18 protein-coding genes, 2 tRNA genes, 1 rRNA gene, 1 riboswitch and 2 other annotated features are annotated in these 21,870 nt (G+C 49.7%); of the genes, 4 read left to right on the plus strand and 17 right to left on the minus strand.

What is annotated here, in order from left to right; genetic code table 11:
- Positions 1-54 precede the first annotated feature (54 nt).
- From DCX48_11850 to DCX48_11865, 4 genes are all read right to left on the minus strand, one after another.
- A complete protein-coding gene (locus DCX48_11850; protein QXE15147.1) occupies positions 55-981 on the minus strand; it encodes a branched-chain amino acid transaminase in 927 nt (308 codons plus the stop codon).
- Between the two features lie 24 nt (positions 982-1,005).
- Positions 1,006-1,266 carry an acetolactate synthase 2 small subunit gene (gene ilvM, locus DCX48_11855; protein ID QXE15148.1) on the minus strand — a complete coding sequence of 87 codons (261 nt, stop codon included), beginning with the start codon at positions 1,264-1,266 and terminating at the stop codon, positions 1,006-1,008.
- 77 nt (positions 1,267-1,343) lie between these two features.
- Entirely contained in the window at positions 1,344-2,990 is a 1,647-nt protein-coding gene (locus tag DCX48_11860; protein ID QXE15149.1) for an acetolactate synthase 2 catalytic subunit, read from the minus strand.
- A 140-nt stretch (positions 2,991-3,130) separates the two neighbouring features.
- Entirely contained in the window at positions 3,131-3,229 is a 99-nt protein-coding gene (locus tag DCX48_11865; GenBank protein ID QXE15150.1) for an ilv operon leader peptide, read from the minus strand.
- A gap of 395 nt (positions 3,230-3,624) precedes the next feature.
- Between DCX48_11865 and DCX48_11870 the strand changes: the two genes are divergently transcribed.
- The gene (locus tag DCX48_11870) at positions 3,625-5,151 is read left to right on the plus strand and encodes an ATP-dependent protease (protein ID QXE15151.1); all 1,527 of its coding nucleotides are present in this window, start codon (positions 3,625-3,627) and stop codon (positions 5,149-5,151) included.
- A gap of 57 nt (positions 5,152-5,208) precedes the next feature.
- Here DCX48_11870 and DCX48_11875 read toward each other — a convergent pair whose 3' ends face one another.
- The gene (locus DCX48_11875; protein ID QXE15152.1) at positions 5,209-5,547 is read right to left on the minus strand and encodes a DUF413 domain-containing protein; all 339 of its coding nucleotides are present in this window, start codon (positions 5,545-5,547) and stop codon (positions 5,209-5,211) included.
- 120 nt (positions 5,548-5,667) lie between these two features.
- Here DCX48_11875 and hdfR point away from each other — a divergent pair, with 120 nt between their 5' ends.
- Positions 5,668-6,495, plus strand: a complete 828-nt coding sequence (gene hdfR / locus DCX48_11880; GenBank protein QXE15153.1) for an HTH-type transcriptional regulator HdfR — start codon at positions 5,668-5,670, stop codon at positions 6,493-6,495.
- Positions 6,496-6,516: 21 nt separating this feature from the next.
- On the opposite strand, the gene yjfF is transcribed toward hdfR, so the two are convergent.
- The 9 genes from yjfF to btuB all read right to left on the minus strand — a co-directional run bounded on the left by yjfF (position 6,517) and on the right by btuB (position 16,234).
- Positions 6,517-7,479, minus strand: coding sequence for a sugar ABC transporter permease YjfF (gene yjfF, locus DCX48_11885; GenBank protein ID QXE15154.1), 963 nt, complete (start codon positions 7,477-7,479; stop codon positions 6,517-6,519).
- Positions 7,479-8,489, minus strand: coding sequence for an ABC transporter permease (locus DCX48_11890; GenBank protein QXE15155.1), 1,011 nt, complete (start codon positions 8,487-8,489; stop codon positions 7,479-7,481). Before DCX48_11890 ends, yjfF begins: the two co-directional genes overlap by 1 nt.
- Complete coding sequence (locus tag DCX48_11895; GenBank protein ID QXE15156.1) at positions 8,476-9,996, minus strand: sugar ABC transporter ATP-binding protein; 1,521 nt, start codon at positions 9,994-9,996, stop codon at positions 8,476-8,478. The genes DCX48_11890 and DCX48_11895 overlap by 14 nt, the downstream gene beginning before the upstream one ends.
- 190 nt (positions 9,997-10,186) lie before the next feature.
- Positions 10,187-11,143, minus strand: a complete 957-nt coding sequence (locus tag DCX48_11900) for an ABC transporter substrate-binding protein (protein ID QXE15157.1) — start codon at positions 11,141-11,143, stop codon at positions 10,187-10,189.
- A 439-nt stretch (positions 11,144-11,582) separates the two neighbouring features.
- Positions 11,583-11,658, minus strand: a tRNA-Trp gene (locus DCX48_11905).
- A gap of 54 nt (positions 11,659-11,712) precedes the next feature.
- Positions 11,713-11,789: transfer RNA gene (locus DCX48_11910), tRNA-Asp, on the minus strand.
- A gap of 52 nt (positions 11,790-11,841) precedes the next feature.
- A 5S ribosomal RNA gene (gene rrf, locus DCX48_11915) occupies positions 11,842-11,957 on the minus strand.
- 110 nt (positions 11,958-12,067) lie between these two features.
- Positions 12,068-12,211, minus strand: a sequence feature (possible 23S ribosomal RNA but 16S or 23S rRNA prediction is too short).
- 72 nt (positions 12,212-12,283) lie between these two features.
- Positions 12,284-13,204 (minus strand) — a sequence feature (possible 16S ribosomal RNA but 16S or 23S rRNA prediction is too short).
- Between the two features lie 380 nt (positions 13,205-13,584).
- Positions 13,585-14,442, minus strand: a complete 858-nt coding sequence (locus DCX48_11920; protein QXE15158.1) for a glutamate racemase — start codon at positions 14,440-14,442, stop codon at positions 13,585-13,587.
- Entirely contained in the window at positions 14,387-16,234 is a 1,848-nt protein-coding gene (btuB, locus tag DCX48_11925) for a TonB-dependent vitamin B12 receptor BtuB (GenBank protein QXE15159.1), read from the minus strand. The genes DCX48_11920 and btuB overlap by 56 nt, the downstream gene beginning before the upstream one ends.
- 65 nt (positions 16,235-16,299) lie before the next feature.
- A riboswitch (cobalamin riboswitch) is annotated at positions 16,300-16,601 on the minus strand.
- 131 nt (positions 16,602-16,732) lie between these two features.
- Here btuB and trmA point away from each other — a divergent pair.
- Entirely contained in the window at positions 16,733-17,836 is a 1,104-nt protein-coding gene (gene trmA, locus DCX48_11930) for a tRNA (uridine(54)-C5)-methyltransferase TrmA (protein QXE15160.1), read from the plus strand.
- Positions 17,837-17,876: 40 nt separating this feature from the next.
- Here the strand turns inward: trmA and DCX48_11935 are convergent, their stop codons facing one another.
- The gene (locus tag DCX48_11935) at positions 17,877-18,263 is read right to left on the minus strand and encodes a YijD family membrane protein (protein QXE15161.1); all 387 of its coding nucleotides are present in this window, start codon (positions 18,261-18,263) and stop codon (positions 17,877-17,879) included.
- A gap of 32 nt (positions 18,264-18,295) precedes the next feature.
- Entirely contained in the window at positions 18,296-18,937 is a 642-nt protein-coding gene (fabR, locus tag DCX48_11940) for an HTH-type transcriptional repressor FabR (GenBank protein QXE15162.1), read from the minus strand.
- A gap of 199 nt (positions 18,938-19,136) precedes the next feature.
- On the opposite strand from fabR, the gene DCX48_11945 reads away from it, so the two are divergent.
- Positions 19,137-20,543, plus strand: a complete 1,407-nt coding sequence (locus DCX48_11945; GenBank protein ID QXE15163.1) for a Si-specific NAD(P)(+) transhydrogenase — start codon at positions 19,137-19,139, stop codon at positions 20,541-20,543.
- Here the strand turns inward: DCX48_11945 and oxyR are convergent.
- Positions 20,535-21,443, minus strand: a complete 909-nt coding sequence (oxyR, locus tag DCX48_11950) for a DNA-binding transcriptional regulator OxyR (protein ID QXE15164.1) — start codon at positions 21,441-21,443, stop codon at positions 20,535-20,537. The genes DCX48_11945 and oxyR overlap by 9 nt on opposite strands.
- Positions 21,444-21,870: the final 427 nt, after the last annotated feature.

Consider the following 21,870-nt stretch of genomic DNA (forward strand, 5'->3'; position numbering starts at 1 on the left):
TACGAATTGGGCGATGACGGAACGCGTCACCGCCTGACTGTCTGTCTTAACTAATTACTGATTTACCGGATCCAACCAGCCCCATTTATCTTCGGTTTCACCCGTAAAGAGGCCAAAGAACGCCTGCTGCAAGGCTTGGGTGACCGGACCGCGTTTGCCAATGCCGACCTGAATGCCGTCTACGCTACGCACTGGGGTAATTTCTGCTGCGGTACCGGACATGAAAACTTCATCCGCCAGATACAGTGACTCGCGGGACAGCACCTGCTCGCGCACTTCATACCCTGCATCCTTCGCCAGCTTGATGATAGCGTCACGCGTAATGCCCGGCAGCGCCGAAGAGGTAAACGGCGGCGTGAAGATAATCCCGTCCTTCACTTCGAACAAATTCTCGCCCGCCCCTTCAGAAACATAGCCGTGGACATCCAACGCGATCCCTTCCTGATAGCCGTGGCGGCGTGCTTCGCTACCCACCAGCAGGGAGGACAGATAGTTGCCACCCGCTTTAGCGGCGGTTGGAATAGTATTCGCTGCGACACGATTCCAGGATGACACCATCGCATCAATGCCTGCTTCCAGCGCCTCCTCACCCAAATATGCGCCCCACGGGAAAGCCGCAATAATAACGTCGGTTTGATAACCGTCTGGCGGGTTAACGCCCATACCCACATCACCAATGAACACCAATGGACGAATATAGGCACTAGTCAGGTTATTTTTGCGCAGCGTTTCACGGCAGGCTTCCATCAGCTCATCCACACTTTGCGCGACCGGCATACGGTAAATTTTTGCCGAATCACGCAGGCGCTGCATATGCTCACGGTGACGGAAAACCACCGGACCCTTATGTGAATTGTAGCAACGAACGCCTTCAAAGACGGAGGTGCCATAGTGCAGGGCATGTGACATGACGTGTACTTTGGCTTCAGCCCAAGGAACCATCTCGCCATTGAACCAAATATAATCCGCTTTTTTTGTCATTCTTTTTTCCCTTACTCTTCTGCGTTAGGCGCTGATCTGCTGTGATGTCGTCATCGGTTGAACGTCAACGCAGGCGATATCCAACAGCTTGCTCAATTGGGTTGACAATAAATCCACCGAACGATGGCTGGCAACGGTCAGTTCAATATTAATGTGATCGGTATTGGTCGTTTGCACCATATTCATAGCGCACACTTTGAAGCCGCGATGACGGGTAACACGCAATACACGCTCCAGGACCTCGGGACGAAAGCGTGCCTGAATCGAAAGTTGATGGTGTGTCATTCTGTTATCTCCAGCACTTATTCTGTGTAAATCAGCCATTAGTGGGTTTCGTCGAGCTTATTTGGTTTTATCGAGCCTTACTTGGTTTTATCAAGCATCGTTTCATTGCCCGCGCCCGGCGGAACCAGCGGCCAGACATTTTCATATTCGTCGATCGAGACGTGCAGTAAATAGGGTCCTTCGCTGTTAAACAGGGCATCCAGCGCGACATCAATTTGGTCTTTACGGGTGATGCGCTGGCCGGGGATATCAAACGCACTTGCCAGCGTCAGGAAGTCAGGGTTATCGGAGAGGTCGGTTTCACTGTAGCGCTCATCAAAGAATAACTGCTGCCACTGGCGTACCATGCCTAACCGTTGGTTATCCAGCAACACGATCTTCAACGGCAGCCGTTTTCGCTTGATGGTGCCCAATTCCTGAACGTTCATCATGAAAGAGCCGTCACCTGAAATACAGATAACCATGTCGTCTGGACGTGCTACCTGAGCACCTACCGCAGCCGGTACGCCAAAGCCCATCGTACCGAGACCACTGGAGGTGATGAAATTCTCAGGGCGGCTGAACGTCATATGCTGTGCAGCCCACATTTGGTGCTGGCCCACATCGGTCGTGACTACGGTATCCGCATCCATTCTTTCGGAGATCGTTTTCAACAGAGCAGGCGCATAAATCGCCTGGCCAGGGTGGTCATAACGCCACGGATATTCCGCCTTCATCATGGTGGACTGCTGACGCCACGCGCTGACGTTCAGTGGCTGTTGCAGCGCAGGTAATACCGCCTTCAGATCGCCTTGCAGTGCGACATTAGCATGGCGCAATTTACTCAGCTCTGCTGGGTCGATGTCCATGTGAATAACACTGGCATGAGGCGCGAAGGCATTCAGTTTGCCGGTCACGCGGTCATCAAAACGGGCCCCGACTGCGATTAACAGATCGCACTCCTGCACAATCAGGTTCGCCGCCTTCGTGCCGTGCATACCAATCATTCCGAGGTAATAGGGATGATTGGCATCCACGGCACCCAGCCCTTTCAGCGTAGAAACCGAAGGGATATCCGTCACATTCAGAAATTCACGCAGCGCCGGAACTGCATTCGCCATACCGACACCACCGCCAACGTACAGCACCGGTTTTTGTGCTTTCGCCAACAGAGCGTACGCCAGCGTAATATCTTGCTCAGGGAAATCGACATCGTTAGCAACGGGTGCAAAGTTCGGGATGAAATCGCCGACAGCCAGCTGAATATCTTTTGGGATATCAACCAGAACAGGGCCAGGGCGACCGCTGTTGGCAATCGCGAACGCTTCTGCCATCACTTCCGGCAATGATTCGAGAGACTCAACCAGAAAACTATGTTTCGTGCAGGCCAGTGACAATCCTAATACGTCGATCTCCTGAAAAGCGTCGGTGCCAATCAGCGCTGACCCCACCTGTCCGGTGATCGCCACCACAGGCACCGAATCCAGCAGTGCATCGGCCAAACCGGTGATCAGGTTGGTCGCACCGGGGCCAGATGTCGCGATACAAACGCCCACCTTACCCGTCGCGCGAGCATAACCAATCGCTGCCATTGCTGCGCCTTGCTCATGGCGACACAGCAGGTGTTTTACGCCACCGTCATAAAGTGCATCATAGACTGGCATTATCGCGCCGCCCGGATAACCAAAAACGGTTTCCACTCCCTGTGCTCGCAACGCTTGCACCACCCACTGTGCTCCATTCATAGTTATTTCCCCGACATCTTATGGGAATAACAGAATTTTATGCTGATGTTCATTTTCTGTTCCTTTCCGTTATAGATTACGCCCAACAAAAAACCCCCGACCTTTCGGTGCGGGGGTTTTCTTGAATCAGGCCTTGATTTCTAAGCCATTCTTCGTCCAAGTGCAGCCCCGCACGGTGGGATAATAATCACCACCACGCTAATCACGACTAGGCTAATCACTAGGGATAGGGCTTTCATAATAGGTTGTTCATTAATCTTCTGTCGAACGAATACCTACAGAGTTATCACAGTCAGTCATGGCATGACAACAATTTTTTTTCATTGCCACCTCTAAGGATTACCTATGATACGGGGAAAAATACAACGTAATCATAAGGTAGAAGTACGCTAAATTATTTTCTCTCGTTGACGTAAAAATGAGCGCTTCGCGGGAAACAACGAGCATTACCGATCGTCGGGCTATCTTAAAAGGGCCGCGTCCCCTGAATAATTGCGACCCATTACGCACAACTTTTATCCATTATTGAAACAGAGAATTATGTTCTGACGTCGCCGCGCAGACTGGAGACAACGTCCTCTACTTATTCTCCCTTGCCAGACATGATGCAAATCATCAGCAAAGGGGAAATAGCATGTCATTGGCAGTTACCTACACTCGGGCAATGATTGGTGTACAAGCTCCGGATGTTTACATCGAAGTTCACATCAGCAGCGGGTTACCTGCATTAACGCTGGTGGGGTTACCAGAAACCACCGTCAAAGAAGCGCGCGATCGCGTGCGCAGCGCACTCATCAATTGCGGGTTTACGTTTCCAGCAAAGCGCATCACAGTCAACCTCGCACCGGCAGACTTGCCCAAAGAAGGGGGACGCTACGACTTGCCCATTGCTCTGGCGATTCTGGCAGCATCAGAACAAATCGATGGTGAAAAGCTAAACCGCTATGAGTTTCTCGGCGAACTCGGCCTCTCAGGCACGTTACGTGGCGTAAATGGCGCGATTCCAGCCGCATTAGAAGCCATAAAAGCAGGCCGTCAGCTTATCCTGCCAGATGACAACAAACGGGAGATGACGCTGATACCGCAGGGAGAAGCGCTAATGGCTGGGCATCTGTTGCAGGTGTGTGCTTTTCTCAGCGGAGAAGAGGAACTACTCAGTTGCTCCGATATGACGCCCGTTCCGCAGCCTGCGGAAGATACGCTCGACCTGAAGGATATTATCGGTCAGGAGCAAGCTAAACGCGCGCTAGAAATCGCGGCAGCAGGCGGCCACAATCTGCTGTTGCTAGGGCCACCTGGAACAGGGAAAACAATGCTGGCAAGTCGGCTAGGCAATCTGATGCCGCCATTGAGCGATGAAGAAGCGTTAGAAAGCGCCGCGATCAATAGCCTAATCAACATTGATGCCACAATGACGCGCTGGAGAGCAAGACCCTTCAGAGCGCCTCACCATAGCTCTTCCATGGCTGCACTCGTGGGTGGAGGGTCGCTGCCCAAACCCGGCGAAATTTCGCTCGCACACAACGGTGTACTGTTTCTAGATGAATTACCAGAGTTTGAGCGACGCGTTCTGGACTCACTACGAGAGCCTCTGGAATCTGGTGAAATTATCATTTCCCGCACTCGCGCCAAAGTGTGCTATCCGGCACGCGTACAACTCGTCGCCGCGATGAACCCCAGTCCGTCGGGCCATTATCAGGGCATTCATAACCGGTTACCTGCACAACAAATATTGCGCTATCTCAGCAAACTTTCTGGCCCCTTTTTGGATCGCTTTGACCTTTCTATCGAAGTCCCTTTGCTACCACCAGGGGTTTTATCTCAACAACATTATCAAGGCGAAAGCAGCGCGACGATTCGTGAGCGCGTGCTGATCGCAAGGCAGATACAGTTGAAGCGGGCAAATAAAATCAATGCGCTGCTAACTTCACGCGAAATAGAAAGACACTGCAAATTGGAGATGGCCGATGCGGCCTATCTGGAAGACGTGATGAATAAACTTGGCTTATCCGTACGCGCCTGGCATAGGATATTGAAAGTCGCTCGCACGATCGCTGACCTCGGCGATCGGGACAACATTGAGAAAAAGCATCTTGCCGAAGCACTGAGCTACCGTTGTATGGATCGATTGCTTATCCAGCTCCACAAAAGCCTTGAATAGCGGGAGCACGATACGTTTTCGCTACAAAAGAAAATGGGGCTAACGCCCCATTCTTAATTAATCATCGCTTTCAGTGTATTCTTCTACTGCATCCATCTGCGGCTTACCACCAGACAACGTATGGAAGCGTTTAGGACGACGGACACGTTCCAGATATTTGGACCAGATTTTTTCTAGTTCCGTTTCCGCTTTACGTTCGCCGCGACACATTGCAACAAACGATGTTTCTTCCCCAGTTACTGGTTCACGTTTACCCAAATCCAACTCGTTAAACGCGTAACCGTGGCGTTCCAACAGTTGTGCTTCTTTAATAGTAAAGTCGCCATGTCGGGAAAAACCACGCGGGTAGAACTTGTTATCAAAAAAACGATTAGTGGTAGAGAAGCTTTCTGCCATCTTACACGCTCCTAATTCTTCTATGGTCGTGTTGTTTATGGCGCGGAGTATTAGATAGGCTTGACATTGTGTAAAACAAAACATTTAAATCATTACGACAAAAATTTTTTGGAGATGAACGTGGATACCGAATTACTAAAAACCTTTCTGGAAGTCAGCAGGACAAGACACTTTGGCCGTGCCGCCGAATCCCTGTATCTGACGCAGTCAGCGGTGAGTTTTCGGATTCGCCAGTTAGAGACGCAGCTTGGTGCCAACCTGTTCACACGCCATCGGAACAATATACGCCTGACCCCCGCAGGCGAACGGCTTCTGCCCTATGCAGAAAGCCTTATCGGTACCTGGCAGATTGCTAAAAAAGAGGTCGCTCGCTCACAGCAACACAGCCTCCTTTCAGTGGGGGCAACCGCTTCATTATGGGAAGCGTACCTGACGCCTTGGCTACAATCGCTCTACCAGCAGCGCCCGTTGCTCCAGTTAGAAGCACGCATTGCCTTACGTCACTCTTTGGTAAAACAGCTCCATGAGCGCCAATTGGACCTGTTGATTACGACCGAACAACCCAAAATGGAAGAATTGGCGAGCCAGTTACTGGGTAATTTTTCCCTTTCGCTGTTTGCAGCGGAAGCACATCCACCTGGACAGGAACTACCCTATATAAAATTGGAATGGGGCGCAGATTTTCATCAGCAAGAAACACGCCTGTTGGCCAGCGATCAGCTTCCTATTTTGACAACAACATCGGCCCATTTGACACGCCAACTGCTTGAAACAACTGGCGGTTGCGCATTTTTACCCAGTCATTGGTTACAAACGTACTCCAATCTGCGGATAGTCGGCGACAGCCAGCCCGTCGTACGCCCGTTTTACGCCGTTTGGTTACAAAACAGCGATCAGCAGACGATGATTCGTCAATTGCTGAAAACGCCTATTGTGATTAATCCATGACCGATTATGCTCACACCCGACTTAAGCACGTCTGGCTAACCAGAATGTGCTTAACGCTTTCTGTAACCCAATGAAAGCAAACAGCAGGAAACCGATGACGATTTTTGTCCACCATGAGCTCAAGGTGCCGTCAAATGTGATATACGTTTGAATCAGGCCCTGAATCAGTACGCCAAACAGGGTTCCCAATACCGTTCCGACACCACCGGTCAGTAGCGTACCGCCGATCACGACAGCAGCGATGGCGTCCAACTCCACACCGCTTGCTGCCAGAGCATAACCCGCTGAGGTATAGAGCGAAAAAACAATGCCTGACAGCACCGCTAACATACTGGAAAGCATGTATATATGAATCGTCGTTCGCCTAACAGGCACTCCCATCAGCTCCGCAGAATAGCTGTTACCGCCTATAGCATAAACACGGTTACCGAAGCGGGTACGATGCGCCATTACAATCCCCAGTAGCACCACAACCAACATAACTAACGCCAGAAAGGTAAATCGTCCCCCATCAGGCATGCGCCATGCTAAACCCGCCAATTGGCTATAGACCGGATGATCGATGGGAATCGACTCCTGTGAAACGATAAAGCTCATCCCTCGGACAAAGAACATACCGGCAAGCGTGATAATAAATGCAGGCAATTTCAGCGTATCGATAATCCATCCCATCAACCCGCCAAACATGGCTCCCATTACCAGTGCAATTGCGAACGCAAAGAAAGGATCAATTCCATACGTACCGATCAATTTGGCCAATAGCACACCAGTAAATGCAATAACTGACCCAACGGAGAGATCGATCCCGCCAGACAGAATGACAAACGTCATCCCAACCGCCACGATCCCCAGAAAGGCGTTATCCGTCAGTAAATCAAAGAAAACTCGCGTCGAAGCAAAACCGGGAAATTGGCTGAGGCAAAACAGATAACCAGCAATAAATACCAGAATCGTCATCAACAGGGGGAAGTGGCGTTTCAACATTATGTTTTCCTCCTGAACAGGTGATGCAGCGAAATGCGTGGAGATTGCATAATCAAAACCAGCAGAACGACGAGTGCCTTCAGGACAAGGTTAAATTCCGGCCGATAACCAGATAGCAGGATTCCGGTATTCATACTTTGAATAATCAATGCGCCGACGACAGAGAGCAGCAAATTAAAGCGCCCCCCGAGTAGCGAACCGCCACCGATCACCACAGCCAGAATCGCATCTAATTCCAACCAGAGTCCCGCGTTGTTCGCATCCGCACCTCGGATATCCGCCGTTACGATCACGCCCGCCACGGCGGCACACACGCCGCATATGACATAAGTCGCGACTAATACCAGCTTCGTGCTCACGCCAGCATTGCGAGCTGAACGCAGATTAATGCCGACTGATTCGATAAATAGCCCAAGCGCCGTTTTACGAGTCAGCGCCCATAACACCAGCAGCATCACGCAGGCAATAATCACTGGCATCGGCAGATAGAACAGGGTTCCACTACCCAGCTTAGCCAACCCAGCGTTATCAAACGTGATAATTTGGCCTTCGGTAATCAGTTGAGCGATTCCCCGTCCGGCAACCATCAGCATTAACGTCGCAACAATCGGCTGAATCTGCAACACCGCAACCAGAAAGCCATTCCATAGCCCACACAGTGCACCAACCAATAATGAGGCAAGCAATACGGAAGGAAGTGGATAGCCAGCAGCAGTAAGCGTTGCAGCCGTCGCGCCGGCAATCGCCATCACCGCACCAACCGATAAATCGATGCCACCCGTTGCAATCACCAGCGTCATACCTAATGCCAACAGCGCAACAGGCGCACCGCGGTTAAGGATGTCGATAAGGCTCCCAAATAAGCGCCCATCCTGAATATGGAGGGAGAAAAAATTGGGTGCGACCATACTATCAATCAGCAAGATAGCAACGAGAGCCAGAAGTTGTGGCGCCCCTTTGGTGAACGTTAGACGTACTTTTCTGGCAGGTTTGATTTTATTGTCTGTCATCAGCCGCTCCCGTTTGTACTGCGATGGCCTGCATCACTGCGGCAACCGAGATCTCGCTATGTTCGAGATGCGCAACATGCTGCCTGTCACGCAGCACAATGATGCGGTCGGCATAACCGGTCAGCTCTTCCAGTTCAGAGGAGATCACCAATAACGCCATTCCCTGCTCACACAGTTTTTCGATCAGGCGAATGATTTCAGCATGCGCGCCGACATCAATACCTCTCGTTGGCTCATCTAGAATCAAGAAACGCGGTTCTGTTGCCAGCCAGCGTGATAACAGTACTTTTTGCTGATTCCCTCCCGATAGATACTGAATTTCCTGCTCAGCACTAGGCGTGCGAATCCCCAATAGGCTGATAAACTTTTCAGCTATACGGGTTTGCTCGCGTAAAGAAATAGGCTTCAGCCAGCCGCGCTGCGCCTGAAGGGCCAGAATAATGTTCTCTCGTACCGTTGCTGCACCGACGATGCCGTCAGTTTTGCGATCCTCTGGGCAATAGCCAAAACCCAGCTTTCCTGCTGCACGCGGCGTGCGAATGTTGATTTTTTTACCATCAACCCACGCTTCACCGGCGTCAGGCACGTTGATGCCAAATATCAGTTGCGCGGTTTCTGTCCTGCCCGATCCCAGCAGACCAGCCAGACCAACAATTTCTCCCGGACGCACGGAAAGCTCGAAGTCGTTAATCGAACCACGCCGACCATAATGTTTAAATTGCACAATGGGTTCACCCGAGACGTCACTGTGTTCACCACGTTTAAGTAACGTTTCATCAAAACTGTGCCCCAGCATCATTTGGACTAATTCAATACGCGGTAGCTCTGCAGTTGGTAATGTCCCGACTAACCGTCCATTGCGTAAAACGGTAATTCTGTCGCTAATGCGGTAAACCTGATCCAGAAAATGCGTGACAAATATCATGCCGATTCCACGATCGCGTAGCTTCCGCAATATATCCAGCAGCATATCGACTTCTTTTGCATCGAGGCTGGCGGTAGGTTCATCGAGAATCAAGACTTTAGCGGAAAGATCGACAGCTCTGGCAATCGCTACAATTTGCTGGACTGCAATGGAATAATTTCCAAGCGGATGACTAACATCAATAGCCAGCCCATAGTTCAATAACAGGGCCTCGGCCTGAAGCAGGATTTTGTGTTGATCAACAATGCCCCATCGTGTGGGTTCACGGCCAATAAATAAATTTGCCGCAACAGACAGATTCGGTAATAGATTAACCTCTTGATATACCGTACCGATGCCCAATGACTGAGCATGGGCCGTATTAACAGGATTAATCGCTATGCCATCGAGGATAATGTCACCCGATGAGCGATGGTAAACACCAGTCAGCGCCTTAATTAGCGTTGATTTCCCTGCACCATTTTCCCCCAGTAGAGCAACTATCTCGCCGCGATTAAGCGTAAAGTCCACCTGATCTAATGCTTTCACCCCTGGAAATTCAACGCTCATGCTCCGAATATCTAACAACCGTGTCGTTTCCATCAGCATCACCTATACGACAACTTAACAAGGCTACGTCATACCTGAGCAATATTATGGTAAGTAGGCTAACAATATTCTCTGCCCTTTTGTTTACAGGAGCAGAAAATAGGGTAAACCCACTTTTCCATATTCATATTTCTGCTAGGTATTTAGCAAAATTTATATAAATGATAAGTTCACAATATAAAGATCAATAACCAAGATCTTTTTTGGTTTCATACTCCTGTTTTGCCGTATCGGACAGCAATAAACGAGACTCTGTCTGAATAAATTTTTCTGGCTGTTTTCCGTCCTTCTTCATCGCTAATAAAGCATCAAAAGCAGGTCCAGCCATATTGGGTGTTAACTCAACGGTAGCATTGGCTTCACCATTCATCATGGCCTTGAAAATATCGGGAACACCATCAATAGAGACAACTTTTATTTGTGAGCCAGGTTTTAGGCCTGCCTCTTTAATTGCCTGAATAGCACCTATAGCCATATCATCATTATGTGCATAAACCGCGCAGATATTTTTTCCGTTCTGCTCAGCTTTAATAAAGCTTTCCATGACCTCTTTACCCTTACTGCGAGTAAAGTCTCCTGACTGTGATCGAATAATTTTTATCTGTGGATCTGAAGCTATACCTTCAGCAAACCCTTTCTTGCGGTTGATCGCAACGCTAGCCCCAACCGTTCCCTGCAATTCGACAACATTACACGGTTTACCTGCAGCCTCTTTCACAAGCCATTCCCCTGCCACTTTTCCTTCATAGACACTGTCAGAGGCAATAGCAGCGGTGTACAGCGATGGATCGCTAACCTCAATCGTTCTATCAAGCAGGAATACCGGGATTTTTGCTTCTTTAGCTTCCTGTAAGACTGGTGCCCAGCCTGTAGCAACGACCGGTGCGATAAATATGGCATCAACACTCTGAGCGATGAATGACCGTACAGCCTTAATCTGGTTCTCTTGTTTCTGCTGAGCATCAGCAATTTTTAGCGTTATTCCACGCTTCTCTGCTTCTTGCTTCGACACTTTAGTCTCTGCAGAGCGCCATCCTGATTCTGAACCAATCTGAGAAAACCCAACCGTCAAGGGTTTTGCCTGTACGGCACCACATAATGCCGTGCTTACAGCAACAGCTACCAGTAAACGTCTGTACATACTTAAACTCCTTCTGTGTAGTCTTACAGCTACTTAGTCAGATTTCAGGTACAGCGTAGCGCTACGAATTTATGCTATAGCGCTGCCGATGTAATGTTGGCAGGTATAACTAGCAAGTGAATGCAACCTGAAGGATCGCTGTGAAAAACGATTTACCCTCACTCAGGTTGTAGATAGTTTTAGTTCAAATATCGAACAAGGTAGATGAGCAAGTTCACAACCTGGTATTACGGTGATTTTGTGCATATTTACAGCTAAATAAGCACGATCGTTCAGAAGGACATCAAAGGTCTTTATCTATTAAATAACAATACCTTAGAGTTTATGGCTATTCAAAAAAGAGGAATAATGAAGAAATCGAGGGGAGGTATACAAGGCAGGATTTAGCATAGAGTACAAATCAAAAAAAACCCTTCACGATAACGTGAAGGGTTTTATTTGGCAGGGGCGGAGAGACTCGAACTCGCGACACCCGGTTTTGGAGACCGGTGCTCTACCAACTGAGCTACGCCCCTAAATTATTCTTAACATTATGCCTGCTAAAGTTAGCAGGCATAATTTTTAATAAGTGGCGGAACGGACGGGGCTCGAACCCGCGACCCCCTGCGTGACAGGCAGGTATTCTAACCAACTGAACTACCGCTCCACCGAATTTCTCTACAACCACCAGATTGCTCCGGCTTACTGCTTAATTTGATGCCTGGCAGTTCCCTACTCTCACATGGGGAGACCCCACACTACCATCGGCGCTACGGCGTTTCACTTCTGAGTTCGGCATGGGGTCAGGTGGGACCACCGCGCTATCGCCGCCAGGCAAATTCTGTTTCATTCCAACCGTTACTTATCATGACTTTTTGTCATCTCCGTAACCATCAGAACCAATCTTCGAACAAGCTGAATATCGTTTTATATGAGTCACCCACAAAACACCTTCGGTGTTGTAAGGTTAAGCCTCTCGGGTCATTAGTACTGGTTAGCTCAACGTATCGCTACGCTTACACACCCAGCCTATCTACGTCGTAGTCTTCAACGGCCCTTCAGGGGCATCTAGTGCCCAGGGAAGACTAAGATGTTTCTTTCGATTCATCATCGCGCTGCCATTATTTGAGAGACTCATTGACACACTGACTCATCACAACTCGGATACCTTGTTACGACTTCACCCCAGTCATGAATCACAAAGTGGTAAGCGCCCTCCCGAAGGTTAAGCTACCTACTTCTTTTGCAACCCACTCCCATGGTGTGACGGGCGGTGTGTACAAGGCCCGGGAACGTATTCACCGTAGCATTGCTGATATACGATTACTAGCGATTCCGAGCTTCTCTTTGTATACGCCATTGTAGCACGTGTGTAGCCCTACTCGTACAGGCCATGATGACTTGACATCATCCCCTCCTTCCTCGCGTCTTACGACGGCAGTTTCACTAGAGTTCCCTCCATTACGCGCTGGCTACTAACGATAAGGGCTGCGCTCGTTGCGGGACTTAACCCAACATTTCACAGAGTAGGTAAGGTTCTTCGCGTTGCATCGAATTAAACCACATGCTCCACCGCTTGTGCGGGCCCCAGTCAATTCATTTGAGTTTTAACCTTGATGCCGTACTCCGCAGGAGGTCGACTGAAAGTGCTTTACAACCCGAAGGCCTTCTTCACACACGCGGCATGGCTGCATCAGGCTTGCGCCCATTGTGCAATATTCCCCACTGCTGCCTCCCGTAGGAGTCTGGACCGTGTCTCAGTTCCAGTGTGGCTGGTCATCCTCTCAGACCAGCTAGGGATCGTCGCCTAGGTGGGCCATTACCCCGCCTACTAGCTAATCCCATCTGGGCACATCTGATGGCAAGAGGCCCGAAGGTCCCCCTCTTTGGTCCGAAGACGTTATGCGGTATTAGCTACCGTTTCCAGTAGTTATCCCCCTCCATCAGGCAGTTTCCCAGACATTACTCACCCGTCCGCCGCTCGTCACCCAAAGAGCAAGCTCTTCTGTGCTACCGCTCGACTTGCATGTGTTAGGCCTGCCGCCAGCGTTCAATCTGAGCCATGATCAAACTCTTCAATTTAAGATTTGTTTGATTTGCTGAACTCGTCAGCGATGCTCAAAGAATTAAAACTGTTTATTCGTAATGAATTTCACTGTTGTTCACTCTTCAAGACTTTTTATATCGTTTAAGATACGGTCTTGTGAGTGCCCACACAGATTGTCTGATTATATTGTTAAAGAGCAGTGCCACGTCTTCCGTGGCGCGGGCCGCATATATTATGCTTTTCCGCTGTGAAGTCAAGTCATTACTGACCGCCTTCGTTGAATCTTTTCTGTCACACCAACTTCGTAAGTCGCTGTTGCCGTGCCAGTGGATGCGCATTATAGGGACTTCTCGCCCGCTGACAAGCGCTAAATGCAAAATAATTATCGCTTGTCTACTATTCACCCACAATGCGATTAAAGTGGCAGTTTTTCCAGCGAATTGAAGCCATAACGCTGCAATATTGGCCACAGCGTGGCCACTTTAGGCGTAATCTTCAGGCAATAAACCAGATTCCTATCTGTAGAAAGCGGAGGATTATCCAGATTAGCAATCAGCCATGCCGTTCTTTTGGCTATAGCAGCGCCAGAATCCACAAGACGCGTCCCTTCAGGCAAAACCATCTTCAGCTCTTCTGCCAACAATGGGAAATGCGTACAGCCAAGCACAACCGTATCTGGTGGCTCTGTCAGACGTAGCCAAGGACGCAGAATTTTTTGCAGTTCAGAAATTGAGATCGCCTCCCCCTGCAATTTAGCCTCTGCCAACTCAACCAGTTCCGACGATCCCAGCGACAAAATCTGGCAATCCGTAGCAAAACGGGTAATCAGCTCGTGTGTATACGGGCGTTGAACGGTTGCCCGCGTCGCCAGTAGGCCAACAACGCCGTTGCGCGTCAGCTTAGCCGCAGGTTTAACCGCAGGGACGACGCCCACGACAGGGAAAGTAAAACGTTCACGTAAAGCAGGAAGGGAAATCGTACTTGCCGTATTGCAAGCAATCACAACCAATGCGAGCTGATGGCGTTGTTGAACTGCACTGACAATCTCAACCACACGCTCGATAATAAATTGCTGTGATTTCTCACCATAAGGAAACGCTTCATTATCGAATGCGTATATATAGTGAAGATCCGGCAGGAGTTGCCGGATTTCATCATAAACAGACAGCCCGCCTACGCCGGAATCAAACACCAGAATCGTAGGACGGGATGGCAGGTTAGAAGGTATAGCTTCCAGTGAGATAGTATTCTCGCCCTGCCGTGCGGTAGCCATATGCCGTCTCATAATCTTTATCAAACAGGTTGGCGATTCTACCACGAACCGTCAGATGAGAGGTGACTGGATATGATGCGGCGAGATCCCATAGGCTTACACCACCAAGCTTGACTGTCTGATAGTCATCAACCGCTGGGATATAATTGCCATAATCTTTGTCGTAACGGCTTCCCAGATATTGATACGTTACACTCCAATCAAGATCGTACACCTGCCAATCCAGTTGATATTTTACCTGCTGCTTTGCACGGCGAGCCAACGGCTCATCAGTGATGGCATTGCGCGAGTCAACATAATCATAGCTAATACGATGGCCGACAGGCCCAGTGTCAAAACTAGCGGTGGCTTCAATCCCTTTGATTTTGGCTTTACCGACATTTTCATAAACGTAACCAGTGCTGCCTGTTGCATCAATCAGGTTGTCGATGTCATTGCGGTATCCAGAAACCCTCCATATAACTGGCCCAGTAAGACCTTCAACTCCACTTTCCCACTGTTTGCTTTCTTCTGGCTGAAGGTCACGGTTGCTGCCAAACCTTCCATATAATTGCCCCATATTTGGCGCTTTAAATGCAGTGCCATAAGAAGCAATCAAGCTATAACCTTCAATAAACTCCCAGGACGCCCCTGTTCGCCAAGTATTATGCCAACCGAATTCAGATTGATCGTCACCACGAACAGATCCTTCAAGCACTATGGAGGCAAAGCGTTGCTGTCCAGTAAGGTAAATACCTGTATTATTTTGACTTTCTTCTCGGTTCACGCTGGTTGAATCCGGCTTAATGATCTGATCCTGCCAATCAACTCCAGCACTCACCGTACCCGCGCCCACTTGCAGCACATTGCCCCACTGTGCGTTGTATTGCTGGGAATCAACTAACGTCGAACCGCTGCTATGCAGACCTCTGAGCGGATCGTAGTCATAATCTTTGCTATGGCTATAGCTTCCAATTAACTGTGTGGAGTAAATACCACTCTGATAGCGCAGGCCGGTATCCCATGTTTGGCTATAAAGCTGACGAGTATCTACCGAAGAGAAGTTGTCGTAGTCAGTGCGGTTGTCATAACCATAGCCCCGAAGAAAACCGCTGAATTGATCACCAAATTTATGTTCAACCGTACCATACAACGATTTACTCATAAATCCGTCACGGTCAGGCTGCGCAGGCGAAGCAGTACCGTAAGCAACCACGTCAAATCCTTTGGTGTAAACGTAATTACCGGCCAATGTCGCTGTTGTGCTGTCGCCTAATGCTTGCTGCGTTGCAGCATCGTAGGATTGATAACCTTTTGATCCCACACCAGCGTTCAATGTGGTGCCGTTCTTCTCTCTGGTGGTGATAATATTTACCACACCACCAATAGCGTCAGACCCATAAACCGCAGAGCGTGAACCACGAATATATTCAACTTTCTGCACCAGTGAGAGAGGAATTTGGCTGAGGTCAGATGACCCACTAATACCTGCCTGATTCAGCCGAATACCATCGATCAGTACGAGCACGTGGCTAGAGTTAGTCCCACGAATAAACAACGAGCTTTTTTGCCCTAATCCACCATTTTGTCCGATATCCACACCAGGTAAACGACGCATAACATCAGTTAGGCTTTTTGCCTGCCAGCGGTCGATCTCTTCACGAGTAACCACGGTTGTCGGTGCCAAGACACTGTTTACTGGCTGTTGAAAACGGTTAGCAGTAACCACCATGGCATTGTTATCCGTTTCCTGCGCCCAGCCAGAAAATGCCGTGACGGAAAGCGCCGTCAGCAGCGAAATTTTTTTAATCATTGTTAATGCATCCGAGAGATAATAAGGATGCCGCAGATTCTGTTAATAGCACGCGATATGCAGAACCAATTGCGACGTATTCCGGCAGGTCTTCGGGCTTGGATGCCGTTGTTACCACAAACCGTCAACAACAGTAGGGGATACAACGAAAGCGATGACTTCCCATCGATACCCAGCATACTTCAAGTTGCATGTGCGCTGTTCAAAACGTTAACGTTTTGTCCTACAACTCGAAATATTTAGAGTACATAACAGTGTCTGCAATAATGCTATCGCTCGGGCATTCCTTACCGCTGCGCGTCAGCTCCAGATTTACACTGGATTCCCTTTTGACTTGTGATACAAGGCCGGACGCTCATCCTACAATCGCGAGTTACGGAAGTCTAGACTTCTACTTCACTACAGGATAATAACGTAACAAAACTGGACTTTCTGACCGGATTCCCTACAATTCCCGGCCAATAACGCCCTTTTAGACGCTATTCAGACGAGAAATCCATGACGCCAGAAATCCTGCCCATCGAAGACTATGACGACCAGCTTGCGGAGAAAACGGAGCGTCTACGTGGAATGATGGCACCTTTCAACGCACCGGAGCCTGCCGTCTTCCGTTCTCCCGTCAGTCACTATCGGATGCGCGCCGAATTCCGTATCTGGCACGATGGTGACGAGCTTTACCACATCATGTTTGACCAGCAGACCAAACAACGCATCCGAGTCGATCGATTCCCTGCAGCCAGCGAACTCATTAACCGCCTGATGCCGGAGATGCTTGCCGCAATTCAGCCTGACCCCGTACTGCGCCGTAAGCTATTCCAGATAGATTATCTGTCGACCCTAAGCGGCGAAGTGATTGTTTCTCTGTTGTATCACCGCGCTCTGAACGAAGAATGGCAGGAACATGCCCGCGCACTGCGCGATAGCCTGACGGCGCAAGGGTTCAACCTACAGTTGATTGGTCGCGCGACAAAAACCAAAATCTGCCTCGATCGCGATTATGTCGATGAATGCCTGCCGGTTGCAGGTCGGAATATGATTTACCGACAGGTAGAAAACAGCTTCACACAGCCGAATGCTGCAGTAAATATTCAGATGCTGGAATGGGCGTTGGATGCCACGGCGGGCTCGAAAGGAGATTTGCTGGAGCTGTATTGCGGTAATGGCAATTTTTCACTCGCGCTGGCAAGAAACTTCGAGCGCGTGCTGGCGACCGAAATCGCCAAGCCATCCGTCGCGGCTGCACAATATAATATTGCCGCGAATCAGATAGAGAACGTGCAGATTATCCGCATGGCGGCAGAAGAATTTACGCAAGCTATGCAGGGTGTGCGTCAGTTTAACCGCTTACAGGGTATCGATCTGACGAGCTACCAGTGCGAGACCATTTTTGTTGACCCGCCGCGCAGCGGACTGGATGACGAAACGGTGAAATTGGTGCAGGCGTATCCGCGTATTCTTTATATTTCCTGTAACCCGGAAACGTTGAGCAACAACCTGAAAACGCTATCGGAAACCCACGACATTCGCCGTCTGGCGCTGTTCGATCAATTCCCTTACACCCATCATATGGAGTGTGGCGTACTGTTGGAAAAACGTCAGTAACGCACACAAACTGGCGGGCCACCCCGCCAGCATTCACCCGCTACAGCGTTTCGCTCTCTTCTGTTGATACCGACTCCGTCGTTTTTCTGCGACGCAGTCTCAAACCAATCCAGAAAACCAATGCCACGCACAGGATTGAAGGAATAAAGTTCGATCCGATGGCGGGATATTCAACGCGCACGATGGCGCTGTAAATCAATAAACCCAGCAAAAAACTGGCCGCCGCCAGCATCGGAATACCTTCCGGCATACTGTGGTGCAAATAACGTTGATGCAGGCAGTTGATGGACAATACCAGCGCAATCAGAGGAAAAATAGAGAACGGAACAATACTGCTGAACAAGGCAGCGAACGCGCCGTTGACGGATAAGCCCGCAATCAGCGCCAAAACCAGCGTACCTTTTTCTTGGTGAGGCTTTTCTGTCATGGTTTCTCCCTTCTCATGTTGGTATAGAGGGTTTATGGCACAGTAAAGCTACTGTCGTGTTCTTTTCTGTACCAGTAATAGGCACCTTTGGCGATCATCCGCAGTTGCAGTACCAGTCGTTCTTCCAGCTGTTTACGCTGTTCCAGCGAAACATCTAAGGCTTCTGCTCCCGCACTGAAAACAATAGTCACCATCGCTTCCGACTGCGCTTCTGCGAAGCTGCGGGGAATATGGTTTTCCACCTCAAGATAATCCGCCAGTTCAGCGATAAAATGCTGAATCTCACGCGCGACCGCCGCACGGAAAGCCGCCGACGTCCCTGAACGTTCACGCAGTAATAGCCGGAACGCATTCGGATTATTGCCGATAAACTCCATGAAGGTGGAAACCGACGTCCTGATTACGCTACCCGTTTTGGCGATACGTTGCCGGGCCTGCCGCATTAGCTGGCGCAGCATTAATCCGCTTTCGTCAACCATTGTCAGCCCCAGCTCATCCACGTCTCGAAAATGACGATAGAAAGATGTCGGCGCAATACCCGCTTCACGGGCGACTTCACGCAGGCTCAAGCTGGCAAAGCTGCGCTCAGCGCTTAACTGGCTAAATGCAGCTTCAATAAGGGAACGACGAGTCCGTTCTTTTTGTTGTGCTCTGACACCCATTATGCTGCCCAAATGATCTCTCCCCTTTCCAGAGGGGCACTATAGCAAACTTTATTGTCCACAGAATGAGACAAAGTTTGCCATATTAAGAATGTGAGAATCTGTTTCCATAGTAAAGGCAGGGATGATTGGGTTCTGCCGCAGTCGATGCTACAATCGCACAATGTTACAGTTGCGTTATTAATTTGTATAAAAACAGGGTTAACCTACCATGACTCTAGAACACCAATTCGATTATGATGCCATCATTATTGGTTCCGGTCCCGGCGGTGAAGGTGCAGCAATGGGATTGGCCAAGCACGGTGCTAAAATTGCGGTGATTGAACGCCACTACAATGTCGGCGGCGGCTGTACCCACTGGGGTACAATTCCTTCCAAAGCCCTCCGCCACGCCGTCAGCCGTATTATCGAGTTCAATCAAAACCCCCTCTACAGTGACAACTCCCGCATTATTCGCTCTTCATTTTCCGACATCCTACGCCATGCCGACAGCGTCATTGGTCAGCAAACCCGTATGCGACAAGGATTTTATGAGCGTAATCAGTGCGAGTTATTCTCCGGTGAAGCCAGCTTTATCGACGCGCATACGATTGCCGTTCACTACCCAGACAATACCCATGAAACGCTGACTGCCGCGAATATCATTATCGCCACGGGGTCACGCCCGTACCATCCGGTAGAAGTCGACTTCAACCACCCGCGCATTTATGACAGCGACTCTATTCTGCAACTCGACCACGAGCCTCAGCACGTCATCATCTATGGCGCGGGCGTTATCGGCTGCGAGTATGCCTCTATCTTTCGCGGCCTGAGCGTTAAAGTCGATTTAATCAACACCCGCGATAGGCTGCTGGCCTTTCTCGATCAGGAAATGTCGGATGCGCTGTCCTACCATTTCTGGAACAACGGCGTAGTTATCCGCCACAACGAAGAATTCGACAGTATTGAAGGGCTGTCTGACGGCGTCATCGTCAATCTGAAATCAGGCAAAAAGATGAAGGCGGATTGTCTACTCTATGCCAACGGACGCACGGGGAACACGGAAACGCTGGGGCTGGAAAATATCGGCCTGAGCACCGACAGCCGCGGCCAACTCAAGGTCAACAGTATGTACCAGACCGCGCTGGCACATATTTATGCCATCGGTGATGTTATCGGTTATCCCAGTCTGGCATCAGCCGCTTACGATCAGGGTCGGCTCGCCGCGCAAGCAATCATTAAAGGCGACGCCAGCGCACATCTGATAGAAGATATTCCCACCGGCATTTATACCATCCCAGAAATCAGCTCTGTGGGGAAAACCGAGCAAGAGCTCACCGCGATGAAAGTGCCTTATGAAGTTGGTCGAGCACAGTTCAAACATCTGGCACGAGCGCAGATTGTTGGGATGAATGTGGGGAGCTTGAAGATTCTGTTTCACCGCGAAACGAAACAGATTTTGGGTATTCACTGCTTTGGAGAGCGCGCCGCTGAGATTATCCACATCGGGCAGGCCATCATGGAACAGAAAGGTGAAGGTAATACTATCGAATATTTCGTTAATACCACCTTCAACTATCCAACCATGGCAGAAGCTTACCGCGTGGCGGCGTTGAACGGACTTAACCGCTTATTTTGACAGGTTTTCCATATAGCCCTGCATATGCTCGCGGATGGTATCAGCAAGCTGCTCATAGCGTGCGCGCAGCGGTGAACCGGGGCGATACACCAGCGCGATAGTACGCTTAGGTTCCGGTTTATAGCACGGTAGATAGCAGACGCCATCGCGTTCACGCTCACGCGGAACCGATAACGCTGGTAACAGCGTAATACCACTTCCGGCAGCGACCATGTTACGCAGTGTCTCCAGACTGGTCGCCCGGAAATGCGTATCTTCATCAGCCCCAGCCTGAAAACAGAAGCCCATTGCCTGATCGCGCAGGCAGTGGCCGTCTTCCAGCATCAGCAGCTTTTCACCCGCCAGATCGGACATCGCCACGCGTTCGCGGTTCGCCCAAGGGTGGTCCTGATAAATCGCCAGTTTCATCGGCTCGTCAAACAGGGGAACTTCGATAAAGGCTTCGGACTCTTTCACCATCGCCAGAATGGCACAGTCCAGTTTTCCGCTGTCCAACTGGGCAAGCAGTTGGTGTGTTTGCGCTTCGTGCAGATACATTTCAAGCTTGGGAAATGTACGGTGCAGCATCGGAATGATTTGCGGCAGCAGATAAGGCCCCACCGTGGGGATAAGGCCAATGTGCAGTGGCCCAGACATGCTTTCACCCTGCTGGCTAGCCATCTCTTTTAATACCTTGACCTCGCGTAATACCGTCCGCGCCTGCTCGACCAACAGCAGCCCAGCCTGCGTAAATAGTACCTTGCGACTGGTGCGCTCCAGCAGCATCACGCCTAGCTCATCTTCCAACTTACGAATCTGTCCACTGAGTGTTGGCTGACTTACATGGCAGGAATCCGCCGCACGCCGAAAGTGGCGATGCTCCGCCAGCGCGACAAGATACTCTAAGTCCCGAATATTCATTATTATTCTCCTTATCATGATAGCTAACAGCGATAGATAGGATACCAATGAACGACAATCCCTATCAACATCCAAAATGAATAATATATCCCACCGAAGCGTATCTATTTATTTCTACAAGAATAAAACAATATTTTTACGGTTTCGGTACCATCAGGGCATACCTACCAGCCCTCAGCCACGCTATAACAAGCGGACTGATATCTTCAAGCGATTTGGCGTCGACAGCATTTTGTGTGCGTCGGTCAGCGATACCCTCACGACCGATGTCTGGAAAGCTGACCAGAAGACAAAGCAACTAACGATATGGAAAATAAGCGAGTAGAAAAAATAGGATTCGAATATTCAGAGGGAATGGCTAATAACGTCGCCGAGCGGCCATCATCGTGTTATTAGAAATAAAAACTATTAGCGATGAAAACAGGCT

The sequence above is a fragment of the Pectobacterium atrosepticum genome, from assembly GCA_019056595.1.
In the GTDB taxonomy this organism is placed as follows: Bacteria; Pseudomonadota; Gammaproteobacteria; order Enterobacterales; family Enterobacteriaceae; genus Pectobacterium; species Pectobacterium atrosepticum.

What these genes read in the sequence shown, in the direction of transcription:
- DCX48_11850 (QXE15147.1), bottom strand. Translation starts at nt 981, where the DNA reads ATGACAAAAAAAGCGGATTATATTTGGTTCAATGGCGAGATGGTTCCT.
- ilvM (QXE15148.1), bottom strand. Translation starts at nt 1,266, where the DNA reads ATGACACACCATCAACTTTCGATTCAGGCACGCTTTCGTCCCGAGGTC.
- DCX48_11860 (QXE15149.1), bottom strand. Translation starts at nt 2,990, where the DNA reads ATGAATGGAGCACAGTGGGTGGTGCAAGCGTTGCGAGCACAGGGAGTG.
- DCX48_11865 (QXE15150.1), bottom strand. Translation starts at nt 3,229, where the DNA reads ATGAAAGCCCTATCCCTAGTGATTAGCCTAGTCGTGATTAGCGTGGTG.
- DCX48_11870 (QXE15151.1), top strand. Translation starts at nt 3,625, where the DNA reads ATGTCATTGGCAGTTACCTACACTCGGGCAATGATTGGTGTACAAGCT.
- DCX48_11875 (QXE15152.1), bottom strand. Translation starts at nt 5,547, where the DNA reads ATGGCAGAAAGCTTCTCTACCACTAATCGTTTTTTTGATAACAAGTTC.
- yjfF (QXE15154.1), bottom strand. Translation starts at nt 7,479, where the DNA reads ATGTTGAAACGCCACTTCCCCCTGTTGATGACGATTCTGGTATTTATT.
- DCX48_11890 (QXE15155.1), bottom strand. Translation starts at nt 8,489, where the DNA reads ATGACAGACAATAAAATCAAACCTGCCAGAAAAGTACGTCTAACGTTC.
- DCX48_11895 (QXE15156.1), bottom strand. Translation starts at nt 9,996, where the DNA reads ATGGAAACGACACGGTTGTTAGATATTCGGAGCATGAGCGTTGAATTT.
- DCX48_11900 (QXE15157.1), bottom strand. Translation starts at nt 11,143, where the DNA reads ATGTACAGACGTTTACTGGTAGCTGTTGCTGTAAGCACGGCATTATGT.
- DCX48_11920 (QXE15158.1), bottom strand. Translation starts at nt 14,442, where the DNA reads ATGGCTACCGCACGGCAGGGCGAGAATACTATCTCACTGGAAGCTATA.
- btuB (QXE15159.1), bottom strand. Translation starts at nt 16,234, where the DNA reads ATGATTAAAAAAATTTCGCTGCTGACGGCGCTTTCCGTCACGGCATTT.
- trmA (QXE15160.1), top strand. Translation starts at nt 16,733, where the DNA reads ATGACGCCAGAAATCCTGCCCATCGAAGACTATGACGACCAGCTTGCG.
- DCX48_11935 (QXE15161.1), bottom strand. Translation starts at nt 18,263, where the DNA reads ATGACAGAAAAGCCTCACCAAGAAAAAGGTACGCTGGTTTTGGCGCTG.
- DCX48_11945 (QXE15163.1), top strand. Translation starts at nt 19,137, where the DNA reads ATGACTCTAGAACACCAATTCGATTATGATGCCATCATTATTGGTTCC.
- oxyR (QXE15164.1), bottom strand. Translation starts at nt 21,443, where the DNA reads ATGAATATTCGGGACTTAGAGTATCTTGTCGCGCTGGCGGAGCATCGC.